Below are 14739 nucleotides of genomic sequence, written 5' to 3'. Positions count from 1 at the left end.
CCCCGCCACCCCACCGCTTGCACTGCCCATGTCCGATCCTTCCTCCACCGCGACCGCACAACTCGACCAGCTCGCCGAACAGGCGCTGGCCGCAAGCCGCGCAGGCCGCACTGACCAGTCGCTGGCGCTGTGGCGCCAGTGCGTGGCCCTGCACCACGAGCTGCCGCGCGTCCACTACCTGCTGGGCGCCGAATACGCGCAGGCGCGACAGTACGAGCATGCCGTCGTCCACCTGTCGATTGCCGTGGAACAGGATCCGGCCTTCGCCGCGGCGCGCCTGCAGCTGGGCCTGCTGTGGCTCACGTTGAAGGCGCCGCGACATGCGGAGCAGGCGCTGGCGCCGCTGTCGCAACTGCCGCACGACAGCGCCTGGTTCCATTTCGGGGCCGGATTGGTCGCGCTGGCCCGCGGCGAGGTGCCGGCGGCCGAGGCCAAGCTGGCCGACGGCCTGGCGCTGCCGTTCGACAACGCGCCGCTGCAGGCCGACATGCAGCGCCTGCTGGCATCGTTGCGTGCGGACCGCGGCAGCGCGACACCGCAGGCACAGCCCGAACTGGGCCTGGCGATGTCCGCCTACAACAACACGCGACACTGAGGCCGGCGTGATCGACAAACTCGGCTCCCTCTCGCAGGTGCTGCTGCGGCTGCAGCAAGGCCGTGCCACACCGGCGGCGCCGGTGGCGCCCGGCGTGGCGCTCGGCCCGGCGCAGGCGGCGGCCGGCGCGTTGACGCTCGAGCAGCGCATCCTGCGCCGCGTGGCGGCACTCGACCCGGACGACCCCAGGCGTCGCCAGCAGGCGTTCCGCGCCTTCATCGAGCTGCGCCTGCTCGACGAGTTCGGCCAGGCGCTTGTCAACGACGCCGGCTTCCAGCAGCTCGTCGACGACGTGATCGGTGCGATGAGCGCCGACGAATCGCTGCGCCGCGAGATGGAATCCGCCACCGACCTGTTGCTCTCGATGAGCTGACCTCCTCTGCACCATGACCGACCACGCTCCTCTCCAGCAACTCCTGCGCTTCCTCGACCAGGATCCCCGCAATCTCCCGCTGCGCGCCGAGGCGGTGCAATGCGCGCTGTCCCTCGGGGCGTCCGATGAAGCGCGACGCATCATCGAACAGGCGCCCGCCGACCAACGGCAAGGTCCGGAGATGATGCACACGGCCGGCAGCGTCCTGCTCGCCGAAGGCAGCTACCGCGAGGCCGAGGATCTGCTGCTCGGCCTTGCCCAGCACGGACCGCTGGCCGCCGGCTCACTCTTCAACCTCGGCATGGCGCGGTTCCGCCAGCAGCGCTTCGGCGACGCCCTGGCCTGCTGGCAGCCGCTGGTCGAGCGGGCGGATGCCCCGGCCGGCCTGCGCGCCTGGGTGTTGCGCGCCCATTGGCACGAGGGCGGTTCGCAGCAGGCGCTGGCGGCCTGGGAGGCAGCACCCGAGGCTTGGCGCGACAGCGACCCCGAGGCCCAGGCGGTCGCCGGACTGCTGTATTTCGATGCCGGTCAAGCCGAGACCGCCCGCCGCTGGAGCGACTTGGCGCGGCGCGGCGGCGCGCAGGCCGGCGAACTCGCCGCGACGCTGGCCAGCCTGGCCATCCTGCAGGGCGAGGCCGCCGGCGCGCTCGGCCTCATCGAGCCTGCGCTGGCGCGCAGCCCGCGCGATGGCCGGCTGTGGTCGGTGCGCGCCACCGCCCAGCTGCGCGGCGGCGACCTGGCGGCGGCGCGTTCCTCGTTCGAGCAGGCGGTCGGCTTCATGCCCGGCCACGTCGGCACCTGGCACGGCCTGGCCTGGTGCCAGCTGACCGCCGGCGATCTGGCCGGCGCGGCGCGCAGCTTCGAGCACGCGCTGGCCCTGGACCGCAACTTCGGCGACACCCATGGCGGGCTGGCCGTGCTGGCGGCGCTGCAGGGCCGGCGCGACGAGGCGGAGGCCGCGATCGAGCGTGCGCTGCGCCTGGATCCGCAAGGCCTCGCCGCCCGCTATGCGCAGGCCGTGCTGTCCGGTGACGCGCAGGATCCGCAAGCCCTGCAGCGCCTGGCGCGCCGGCTGCTCGGCGGACGGGCGGCGCCCCTGGGTGGCAGCCTGGCCGAAGCGGCCGGCCTGCGTTGATCATTTTTATTTCGCCCGACCCCTAAACACGCTGCCGAAACCCGCGATCACTTGTTCGAGACGCAGAGAACTGTCTTTGCGCAGGAATCCAGTGATCGGGAGCGTGAGAGATGGTTGCAAACGTCGGAGCGGGTGTGGGTCTGGTCAGCGGCAACGGCCTGGGGCTGAGCCTGTCATCGCTGGCCACGCTGGGGCAGCGTGGCGTGATCGGCTCGGCGGTGCAGGGGCGCAGTGGCGAGCGGGCCTACGTGAACGTCGCCAACGGCAACCTCGTCGTGCAGGACCTCGACGAGCGCCTGCTCGGCACCGGCGTCAATGCCGGCACGCTGCGCACCTACAACAGCCAGGGCAGCTTCGGCGGCAGCAACTGGGCCACCGGCGTCGAGCGCAAGCAGGTGCTGCTGCAGGGCAGCCTCGGGCAGGCCGGCAGCCACCTCGTGCGCACCGACGAAGACGGTGCCAGTGCGATCTACGACTACGACGCGACACTGGGCCTGTACCGCAGCACCGAGGGCGACGGCGCGCACGACACGCTGCAGTTCGACGGCAGCAGCGGCACCTACACCTGGACCGACGGCAGCACGCGCGCCACCGAGCGCTATGAAGCGAGCGGCAGCGGGCGTCTGCTGAGCAGCTCCGACACCAGTGGCAACACCGTCACCTACGGCTATGCCGGCGGTCGCTTGAGCTCGGTCACCGATGCGAGCGGCGAGACCACGCAGTTCGTCTATGCCGGCGGCCTGCTCGAGAGCCTGGTGACGACGGTGCTGGAAGACGGCCAGCCGGTGCGCCTGACCCGCGTCCACTACGTCTACGACGGCAGCCAGCGCCTGCAGCAGGTCACCGTCGATCTGTCGCCGGAAGACAACTCGGTCACCGACGGCTACGTCTACCAGACCACGTACACCTACGACGGCTCCAGCACGCGGCTGCAGTCGATGGTGCAGACCGACGGCACCGAACTGCGCGTCACCTACGTCCAGGTGGGCGGCGACTACCGCGTCGAGACCTTGACCGACGGCACCGGCGCGCTGACGCGTTTCGGCTACGACACCGCGGCTGCCACCACGTCCGTCACCGACGCGACCGGTCGGGTGACGCGCTTCGCGTACGACGCACAGCGCCAGCTGACGGCGGTGACCGCGCCGGCCGTCAACGGCCAGGCGCCGTCGATGAGCTTCGAGTACGACGGGGCCGGCAACGTGCTGCGCGTCCACGACGGCGACGGCCGCACCGTCGAGTTCGGCTACGACGCCCAAGGCAACCAGACGCTGCAGCGCGACGACCAGGGCAACACCATCACTCGCAGCTTCGGCAGCGCCTTCAACCAGCTGCTGACGGAGACGGTCTACACCGTGCCCGATGCGGACGGTGCCGGCGCGGGTGCGCCGGGCGGCGCGCAGACCGCTCGCCTGGTCTACTCGGCCACCGATCGCCTGCGCTTCACGATCAGCGCCGAGGGCCGCGTCACCGAATACCGCTTCAACGCCCAGGGGCTGCGCGTCGCGACGCTGCAGTACGCCGGCCTGTACGACACCGGCGCACTGGGCGCCACGGTGTCGCCCGCCGAGGCCACGCTGGCCGCGTGGGCTGCGGCGCAGAACCCGTCGGTGCTGCAGCGCGTCGACATGGCTTACGACTTCCGCGGCCAGCTGTCGCGCATCACCTCCTACGCCGAGGTGGACGCGGCCGGCGTGGGCGTGCTCGCCGGTGCGTCGGTGCAGCACTTCGTCTACAACCAGGCGGGTGACCTGCTGCAGACCATCTCCGGCGCGTCGGCAGCCTCGCCGGACGACGGCGTGCTGTCGCAGTACGTGTACGACGGGCTGGGCCGCCTGACCCTGATGACCGAGGCCCTGGATGCCTGGGGCGGCCGCGTCACGGCGACCACCTACGACGATGCCGGCCGCCGCATCGTCGTCGAAGCGGCCAACGGACTGGTCACCACCTCGACGTACGACAAGGCCGGTCGGCTGGTCGGCGTGTTCAACAGCTCCGCCGGGGCACTCGACCTCGGCACCACCACCTACAGCTACGACGCCGCCGGCCGCCTGCGCATGACGCAGGACCCGACGGGCGTGCGCAGCTATGTGCTCTACGACGCGTCCGGCCGCAAGTCGGCAGACATCGATGCCGACGGCACGGTGGTCCAGTACCTCTACGACCGCGGCGACCACCTGACGCGCAGCATCGCGCACGGCCAGAAGGCGAACGTGGCGCTGCTGGTGGATGCGCAGGGCCGGCCGGCCGAGATCGACGTTGCCGGGCTGCAGCTGGCCGAAGACCCGGCCGACCGCTCCAGCTGGAACGTCTACGACGCCGCCGGCCGTCTGGCCGTGCAGGTCGATGCCGAAGGCGGGGTGACCGAATACACCTACGACGGTGCATCGCGCCTGCTGCAGACGGTGCGCCGAGCCGAGCCGCGCTACCTGGGTGGCCTGGGCGATGCGCCCGACCGGTCGCAGGTGGCGGTGCAGGCCTCGGCCGACGACCGCGTGTCGCGCCGCCTCTACGATGCCGACGGCAAGCTGGTCGGCACGCTGGACGGCGACGGCTACCTGGTGGAATACCGCTACGACGCGCTGGGCCGCAACACGCTGACCGTCAGCTATGCCCGCGAGACGCAGGCCTCGCTGCGGGCCAACGGCAGCCTGGCACAGCTGCTGGTGGTGCTGGCCGGCGACCCGAAGGCCTCGACCGTCCACACCTGGTACAACGCCCGCGGCCAGGCGGTGGCGGTGCTCGACGGCGAGCGGCACCTCACCGAAACCACCTACGACCTGCGCGGCAACGTGTCGAGCATCGTCCGCTACGACGCCGAGATCACGGCCGACCCGGCATTGCACTTCAGTCAGTGGCGTCCGGCGTCCAAGCCGACCGACCAAGTGCGCAGCTTCACCTACACGGCGTTCAACCAGCTCGATTCGGCGACCGACGAGTTCGGCGTCACCACGGTCTACGGCTACGACGCAGTGGGCCGGCTGGAGCTGACCGTCAGCGCCTACGGCACCGCGGAGCAGCGCACCTCGCAGACGCGCCACGACGCGCTGGGCCGCGTGACCGCGCGCCTGCCGCCCGAGGCCTACCTGCGCCTGCACTGGGAGATGAGCCCGGAGCAGATCGACGCGATCTGGGCGTCGTCGGCCACGCAGTACAGCTACGACGCGGCCGGCCGCATGGTCCGCGAGACCGACCCGAACGGCAACGCCACGCTCTACTTCTACCGGGCCGACGGCCTGCTGAGCCACACCGTCGACGCGAGCGGGCAGGTGGAGGAGCGCAGCTACGACGCGCTGAACCAGTTGACCGAGGTGCGCCGCATCGGCACGCCGATCGCCCCGGCCACGCTGGCCGGGCTGCACGGCGGCCTCGCCGAGGCGCCGTTCGTCGCGCTGGTGGCGTCGTTGCACGACCCGGCCATCGATGCGGTCACCAGCCTGACGCACGACCGCCGCGGCGCGGTGACGCTGGAGACGCGCAACCGGCTCTACCAGGAAGGCGTGCTGTCCACCACCGGCCTGGCGCACCACTACAACGCCTTCGGTGAGGAAGACCTGCGCACCGAGGTCGACGGCGAGATCGAGCGCCTGGCCACGCGCAGCACCTATGACCGCCGCGGTCACCTTCACGAGGTGATCCGCGACGAGGCGCAGAGCGACGTGCGCACCAGCGCGACCTACGACGCCTTCGGGCGCCTGAAGGAATCGGTGGATGCGAACGGCGGCCTCACCACCTACGGCTACGACCGCACCGGCCGCACCGTCACGGTGGAAGACCCGACGCATGCCGTGCGGCGCACCGCCTATGACGCGCTGGGTCGCGTCTTCACGGTCACCGATGCGACCGGGGCCGTCACCACCTATGCCTACGATGACGCTGCTCACAGCGTCACGACCACCACGCGTGAGCAGGTCAGCGTCACCACCAGCTTCAATGCGAACGGCGAGACGGCGTCCGTCACCGACGCGCAGGGCAACCGCACCGTCTACCGCTACGACCGCAACGGCAACCTGACGCACACCGAGGTGCGTGACGCCCTGGGCGCGCTGGTCATTTCCGAAGACAGCGATTTCGACCTGGCCAATCGCCCGATCGAGACGCAGGACGGCAATGGCCACGTGGTGCGCTACGAGTACGACGCCGTCAACCGGCTGCTGCACCGCATCGTCGACCCGGACGGCATGGCCATCCGCACCAGCCAGGAATACCACCCCGAGGCACGCGAGGTGGTGGCGATCGATGCCAACGGCATCCGCACCGTCACACGCACCGACCTGCTCGGCCAGACGCTGTCGGTGACCGTCGATCCGACCGATCCGCTGCACCCGGAAGACGATGCCAGGCATTTGGCGCTGACCACCCGCTACAGCTACGACAGCCAGGGCCGCGTGCTCACCGTCGAAAGCCCCGGGCACACGCTGACGCGCTACGAGTACGACGTGCTCGGCCGCCGCACCGACGAAGCCATCGATCCCGACAACCTGAACCTGCGCCGCCACTACGAGTACGACGATGCCGGCAACGTGGTCTCGGTGCGCGACGCGATGCAGCAGGTCACGCGCTACGCCTATGACGCGGACAACCGGCTGCTCGCCGAACTGGATCCGACGGACCGCGTGGCGGTCTATGCCTACGACGCCGAAGGCCGGTTGGCAAAGAAGACCACGCTGGCGAAGCCGCTGGTGGGATCCGAGGGCCTGCCCCCGCGTCTGGACTACGTACGCGACGTCGTGCCGAACCTGCGCTATACCCATGGTGGCATCGGCGGCGACCAGGTCGACGCCCGCTATTACGACCTGGACGGACGGCTGCAGTATTCGGTCGACGGTTCCGGGGGCGTGGTGGAGCGTCGCTACGACAACCGCGGCAACGTGATTGAGACGGTCGGCTACGCGGTCGCGCTGGCCGACCTGGCCCGGTTGGACGATCCGCAGTGGCGGCCGCAGCCGCAGGCGTCGGTGCAGGACGAGCACGTGCGCCAGGCCTACGACGCGATGAATCGGCTGGCGTACACGGTGAACGGTACCGGTGCGCTGTCCGAGATCACCTACAACGACAATGGCAGCGTGCGTGAGCGTCGCAGCTTTGCCCGGCCGAACCTGGTCGCACCTGGCGAATCGGCATCACTCCAACACCTGAAGCAGGTGGCGGACAGCATGCCTCTCGCCGAAGACGCCCGCGAGCGCTTCAGCTACGACGCCGCGGGCCGGCTGAGCTTCAGCGCCGACGGCACCGGTGCGGTCGTCGGCTACCTGCGCGACGGCAACGGCAACGTGATCGCCGAGACGCGCTATGCCACCCCGATCGGTGCGAGCACGGCGCCGGACGGTGTGGCTGCCGACGCGACGCGCGACCGCGTGACGCTGAGCGAGTACGACCACGCCAACCGAGCGACCTTCGTGCTCGACGCCACACGCAGCGTGACGCAGCGGGTGTACGACGCCAACGGCAACCTGCTGCGCCAGATCGCCTATGCCACGCCGCTGCAGGCGGGGCGCACGTTGTCGCAGGTGTCGCTGGATGCGCAGAACGACCGCGTCAGCCACGTCGTCTACGACAAGGCCAACCGCGTCATCCTGAGCGTGGATGCGGCCGGCGGGGTGATACGGCGTGAATTGCAGGCCGACGGCCAGGCCACGCAGACCATTGCTTACGCATCGAAGGTTTCGCTGGGCAGCCAGACCGACGCGACCGAAAGCAACATCGGCGAGCAGCTCCTCACCGGCGACGCCGATCGCCACACCTACAGCTTCTACTACAGCAACGGCCTGCTGCACGCGACCGTCGATGCGGAGTCTTGCATCACGCTGTACGACTACGACGGTCTCGGCCGGCAGACCGTGGTGACCCAGCTGGCCACGCAGGGTCAGGTGACCTCGGATCCGGTGCACGACCGCGTCACCACTTTCGAGTACGACGGCGCCGGACGGGTGCGTACCACCACCGATGCGCTGCACCACAGCGAGTCGTTCACCTACGACGGACTGGGCAACAAGAAGACCTTCACGAACAAGAACGGCGCGCTCTGGCAGTACGACTATGACGCCGCCGGCCGCCTGGTGAAGGAAACCTCGCCGCAGGTGGAGCTGGTCAACACGGCGATGCAGGCCGACGGCAACCTCAATGCCACCGGGCCTGCGATGGCGTCCATCGTCACGCGCCTGGTCTATGACGGGCTGGGCAATCTGAAGTCGCGCATCGAGGCCGAAGGGCGTAGCGAGCAGCGCGAGACTTCGTACGAGTACGACGCCGCCGGGCGTCAGGTGGTGGTGCGCTATCCCGCGGTCGGGTACTACCTGGGCGCCGCCGCCGACGGCCAGACCACCGTGGCCACGCTGCCGCGCGTGGAGCAGACCGGCCGGCTCGGCACGCTGACCGTCTACAACGCCTTCGGCGAGGCGGTCGCCAACCAGGACGTCGGCGGCAACTGGAGCTACAAGACCTATGACGCGGCCGGCCACGTGCGGCATGCCGTCGATGCCGAGAGCTACGTCACCGAGTACGAGCTGACCGCATTCGGCGACGTGCAGAAGCTCACCCGCTACGCGCAGCCGGTCTCGCTCGGCACGCCGGCCGGGCAGGCCCTGTCGGTGCAGGGCGTCGAAGGCTTGCTGGCCGGTCGCGACCCGCGGGCCGACCGCACCGTGACGACGCTGTACGACCGGATGGGTCGCGCCGTGCAGGTCGACGAAGGCACCGACTACGTTTACGACAGCAGTGCCGGCACCGCCGGCCAGGCGACCAAGATCGCGAAGATGGTCTACACCGCGTTCGGCGAGCTGCGGCGCCAGTCGGCGCTGCTCGACAGTGCGAACGGCATCTGGGCGGACACCACCCACTTCTTCGACAGGCTGGGCCGCGAGACCGGCACGGTCGATGCGATGGGGTTCCTGACCGAGCGCAAGTTCGACGCCCTCGGCAACCAGACCGGCAGCAGCGAGTATGCCGACGCGGTCGACGTGACGCTGGACGGCTGGGACCGCCATGACCGCACGTCGGCGGCAGACCGCAGTAGCGTCAGCGAGTACGACGCACTTGGCCGCAAGACCCGCGAGACGCACATGAACGCGCTCGTCAACGATGCCTCGGGCCAGCTGGCCCAGCGCAACGTGGAAACGCAGTACGGGTACGACGCGGTCGGCAACCTGACGCGCACCGTCGACGCCGAAGGCGGCGAGACGCTGTCCTTCTACGACGCAATGGGTCGCGTGCGGGCCGTGGCCGCGCCTCGCCGCTGGGTGCAGGCGGAGCCGGAGCTCAGCAATGCGATCTCGCGCGAAGGCGCGCCCGTCACCGAGTTCCGACGCGACGCCTACGGCAACGTGGTCGTGCGCATCGACCATGCGCAGGCGGTGACCGATGCGCAGCATTGGGAAGCCGAGCTGCGGCCGAACGGCAACGCGTCGCCGATTGGCGGCAGCCGCACGACGGAAACCCGCTACGACAGCCGCGGCAACGTGCTGGACGTGCAGGACGCGGCCGGCGGCGTGCGCCACATGTCATACGACAAAGCCGGGCGGCTGGCCAAGCAATGGCAGACGATCACCGACAACGAGCGGCATCAGATCAGCAGCTTCCAGATCTTCGAGTACGACAAGCTGGGCCGCCAGGTGCGCAGCATCGAGCCGCTGGACGGGTCGCTGGTGTCGACCGGAGTGCAACTGGCCGGGCCTGTCGGCTCCGCGAGTTGGGAGAACACCGGCAGCACGCAGGACGAAAGCTTCCTGCAGTGGGTGGGCAACAACCACGTCGAGCTGGCGTGGGGCGGTCTGGTCCAGCCGCTGGGTGGCATGGTGCGGGTCGAGTTGACCTACCGCGCGCTGGGCGGGCAGACGCTCAGTCGGACGATGGACATTCCCGCGGCCGGCGCCGTCTCCGGTGTCGTGTTCGACTGGCCCGAGGCCGCGGTGACCGATCCGGTCGGCGGCGTGAGCGCCGTGTTGTCGGTGCGTGTCCTGCAGCAGCAGGGCGCCGCCATGGTCGAGTTGTACAACGAGGCGCCGAGAGCCAGCGGCACCGTGCCCACCACGGCGCCGCGCAAGGCAGTCCGCGAGCAGCACTTCAATGCCTTCGGCGAAGTGGACCGGCGCCTGCTCGACGGCAGCGTCGTCGAGACCATGTGCTACGACAGGTTCGGCCGGCTGTGGAAGACCAACCAGGGCGACGGCGTCGACAAGGCGATGCTGTACGACCTGCAGGGCAACCTGACGGCCGAGATCCGCAGCAGCTCGGCCGGCGTGGTGAAGTCGCTGCAGCGCGCCGCTGATGCGCAGTTGCTGGTGGGCGTCACCCGCACCGACCGGCGCTACGACGCGCTGGGCCGCGTGGTGGCCACCGTGCAGTCCGAGCGCAGCACGCTCGGCTTCGCAGGCGGTGTCGAGACCTCGTCGGCGGTCAACGTGGAGACTCTGGTCACATCCACCAGCCAGCCCGGCAATAGCTCGGCTCCCCCATGGATCGGCACCAACGCCGTCTCGCTGACTTGGCCCGACATCAGCCTGCTTGGCGGGGGCGCGGTGCGCGTTACGTTCGGCTATACGGGGCTGAACGGTTCGGGAGCCTACTCGCGCACCGCGATGGTCAATGGCAGCGGCGCCACCGGTGCCAGCTTCACCTGGGCCGACAGCACCGGCATCCGGACGATCACCAGCGTCCGCGTCGAGAAGATGGACGGCAGCGGCACCTGGAAAACCGCGATCGACTACCACCAGGGCGAACTCGCCAGCCGCGTGATCATTCCACGCTCGACCTCCACCGTCGGCGACAGCGACTACCCGGGGGGCAACAGCTTCGGCGAGGTGCGGGTGCGTGTGCGCGAGCTGCAGTCCACCGAATGGCACTGGCTCGATTCGGAGTACGTGTCCGATCTCGACGACGCGATCTCGCTGAATACCTCGTACCTCGAGCCGGGTGCCTACGAATACCAGGTGTGCTACCGCACCGCGGAAGATCAGAGCATCGAGGATCCATCGGCCGTGAAGGCCAGCGGCACGCTGAAGGTGGGCATCAGCCAGCTGAGCGAGATTGCCGCCGGGCCGGTGCTGGCTGATCCCAGCCACGGCATCCTGCAGTGGAACGAGCCGCAAGCCGGTGTGCTGCAGGAGTTTCACATCCGCACGGTGGGTGGGGGGCAGTGGACCCAGTTGCCGATCCAGTCGGACGGCAACGGCCATTCGTGGGTGGACCTGAAGCAACTCGACGACGAGCAACAGTACGAGTACGAGCTGGTCTACCTGCACGGCAGCGACCGGCTGGCATTCGCGCATGCCACCGGCAACATCACGTCCTACCTCGACGGGTCGCACTACGTGGGCCCGGTGGGCGAGCCGAAGATCCAGGACGGCCCGTTCGTCTGGCATACCGGCGTCGACAGTGCCGAGCCGGTGCTGCGCTGGAGCGGCCCGGGCGCCGGTACCGACATGACGCTGCGCTACCGGCTGCAGGGATCGAGCGACTGGATCCTCGCCTTCCAGGGCCAGGCCGACGGCACGCTGTCCGATACCGACTTCTCGCTGACCGACTTGGTGCCGGGCCACTACGAGTACGAGTTGCGCTTCGACAACTACCACGACGTGCCGCAGCCCGACGGCATGATGACCGGCCTGCGCACCGGCGTGCTGACGGTGACGGCGGCGCAGCCGGCGCACACCGAGACGCGCGAGGTGCCGACGCAGGTTCTGGTGTGGGTGAAGCCGCCGAGTGCGCAGCTGTTCCGCATCGATTTCAATGAACCCGGCACCTACGGCCCGCCGGTGGTCGTGGGGTATGACGAGAACGGGCTCGAAATCTTCGGCCCGCACTACAGGGTGGAACCGGCCAGCCCCAACCGGCCATTCCGGAACATCCAGTCGATCCCGTACGAGGAACTGCAGATCCAGATGGTGACGCAGACGGTGCAGGTGCCGGCCACGCCGGTGACCTACACCTTGCAGGACATGACGCCACCGTACATCCCGGGGCATTTCGTGGCCGGCAACGAGGCCTCGTACCTGCACGAGTCGACGCCAGCCGGTGACGTGCTGCACAGCGGCGCGAGCCCGCTCGGCGCGTTCCATCCCGATGTGCTGCGCCCGGCGACCGAGCGTGCCACGGTGCACCAGACGCTGGACCGCTGGGGCAACGTGACGGAGTTGAGCGACCCCCGCAGCGCCTACTGGATCACGCGCTACACCTACGACTGGTCGAACCACGTGCTGGTGGAAGACAAGCCGATCGGCGACGGCTTCGGCGGCGTGCGTGCACAAAGCCGCGCGGTGTACGACGGCTTGGGGCAACTGCGCGCGAGCATCGACGCGCTGGGCAACGTGCACAGTTACGAGTACGACGCCGGCGGTAACCGGGTCGGTGAGAGCGTGGCGGGTGCGACGGCCGGCGAGGGCCACATCACGACGCGCTACAACGCCTTCGGCGAGCAGGTGGAGGTGGTGGGGTTGAACCACTTCGCGACGCGCTACACGCACGACCGTGTCGGCCGCCTGGTGACCATGGCCCGGCAGGTGACGGCGAGCCAGGTGCTGACCGAGCGCTACACCTACGACGAGGCGGGGCACCGCCTGAGCCTGGTGAACGCCGCGGGCGAGCACACCGAGTACCAGTACGACGTGGCGGGCAACCTGGTGCGCACCGAAGAGGCGGTCGTGCGCGACTGGAACTTCGTGGGCCCGCTGCCGCCGGGGCAGGCGCTGCAGAAGCTGTCGAGCCTGCTGACGAGCCGCAGCATCTACGACGCCAATCACCACAAGACGGCGGAGATCGACGGCAACGGCTTCTCGACCACCTGGTCCTACGACTACTTCGGCCAGGTGACGGCGCACACCGACCTGGGCGGCGCCGTCTACACCTACGCCTACGACGGGCTGAGGCTGCTGAAGCGGCAGGCCAACACCAATGGGCAGGACTTGAACTACGAGTACGACGGTGCGGGCCAGGTGGTTCGCATCGAGGACAAGGCGCTGCACCAGGTCAGCACCTTCGAGTACGACCTCGCGGGGCATCGCGTGGGCGAGCGCGTGTGGCAGGCGACCGCGGGCACGCCGACGGTGGGGCAGTATTACCAGGACAACCGCCTGTCGTACGACGCGGCAGGGCAACTGCGGCTGGTGACGGGGCTGGGGGGCGCGCGCATCGAGTATGCGTATGACGCCAACGGCAACCGCATCCATCAGTGGGGGCGCTTCAACAAGACGTCGGTAGACAGTCAGGGGACGGTGCAGACCACGGACTTCGACTACTGGTCGGCGTACGACGTGCAGAACCGGCAGATCGTGGCCGAAGGGGTGAAGCTGGCTGCCGGGCAGACGGGCAACAGCGAAACGGCGGTTCAGACAGCCTATGGCGTGATCGACATCTTTGCAGGCGCCACCGGGCAGGAGGCGCACGGCCACCGCGTCACCTACGATGCCTCGGGCAACCGCACCAGCGACCTGCACTACGGGCTGGTGGCGCAGCAACAAGGGGGGGGCTTTCTGGGCTATGCGGTGCGGACGGTGAGCCCACAGTCGCCCGACGAGGGGCTGGGTCCGTGGCTGACGGACGATTCCGGCGCCGAGATCCTGGTACCGGAGAGCGACTTCGGCTTCGACACGACGGTGGGGCTGTACTACGTGATCAGCCGCACGACGCATGGCCCGACGGCCGAAGGCGGCAGCGCGGACGAATCCCGGTTCTACGTGGTGCGAGAGCCGCGCGGCGAGCCGGTGACGTACGCGGGCGTGCAGGGGTTGGTGCACGAGACCTATGCCTACGACGGCGTAGACCGTCTGACGAGCGTGTACCTGGCCGATAGCGCAGGGACCAAGGAAATCGACCACCGGGAGTACGACGCGGCGAGCCGGATCAAGCGCAACGGGCCGAGCTGGGGCATCTGGAACATCGACGACAGCTACTGGAGCGCGATCGGCGGCAACAGCGACCGCGCGATGGTGCGCGAGTACTACTACGACGGCGCGGGCCGGCTGGAGCACCAGGACAACGACAACGCGAAGACGAACGGGCTGGAGACGCGGCAGCACTACACCTACGACGGTGCGGGCAATGTGGTGAAGATGAAGAACTTCGTGAACTCGGACAGCCACAACGAGTTCTTCGAGTACCGGCTCAAGCGTTACGAGGGGTACCAGCAGGAGAGCGCTGACGTGATCGGTGGGCACACCGACTACCTGTTCGACGCGAACGGGCGGCTGGTGGGGACCAATGACAGCCAGAAGGCGGCCAACAGCAAGAAGTTCGTCAACGACGCGAACGGGGTGATCCTGCAGACGCAGCAGGAGTCGAGGGTGCTGCGCGAACTGGTGGTGGATGGCCAGGTGCTGGGCCGCTATGGGGTGGGGCCGGACGAGAACAATCCGAGGGACGGCAACGGCAACCCGATCTACGCGGAGATCGGGGAGTTCGACAGCAGCTTCCGCAGCATCAGCGGTTCGTACCCGAAGCCGGGAAGCGGCAGCTACGTGGTGGTCTCAGGGGACACGCTGCAGAGCATTGCGAGGTCGGCCTACGGCGACAGCAAGCTGTGGTGGAAGATCGCGCAGGCCAACGGGCTGGGCGGGGACGACGACCTGCGCATGGGGCAGTCGCTGATGATCCCGAGCGTGGCGGGCAACAGCAACGCCGCGGATGTGTTCAGGCCGTACGACC

The 14739-nt window shown here is 69.1% G+C and carries 4 protein-coding genes; all 4 read left to right on the top strand.

Features of this window, described 5'->3' with window-relative positions; translation table 11 throughout:
• The first annotated feature begins 28 nt into the window (after positions 1-28).
• A complete protein-coding gene (locus ACXJLU_RS13595; protein WP_457331680.1) occupies positions 29-595 on the top strand; it encodes a tetratricopeptide repeat protein in 567 nt (188 codons plus the stop codon).
• Positions 596-602: 7 nt separating this feature from the next.
• Positions 603-968 carry a hypothetical protein gene (locus ACXJLU_RS13590; RefSeq protein ID WP_457331678.1) on the top strand — a complete coding sequence of 122 codons (366 nt, stop codon included), beginning with the start codon at positions 603-605 and terminating at the stop codon, positions 966-968.
• A 13-nt stretch (positions 969-981) separates the two neighbouring features.
• Positions 982-2103, top strand: a complete 1122-nt coding sequence (locus ACXJLU_RS13585; protein WP_457331676.1) for a tetratricopeptide repeat protein — start codon at positions 982-984, stop codon at positions 2101-2103.
• A gap of 110 nt (positions 2104-2213) precedes the next feature.
• Positions 2214-14739 (top strand): LysM peptidoglycan-binding domain-containing protein (locus tag ACXJLU_RS13580; RefSeq protein WP_457331675.1); only part of this gene is annotated, 12526 nt, incomplete at its 3' end.

Source organism: Rhizobacter sp. P5_C2, assembly GCF_054049715.1.
The sequence above is the reverse complement of the archived record's forward strand: the minus strand, read 5'-3'. Positions and strand labels throughout refer to the sequence as shown.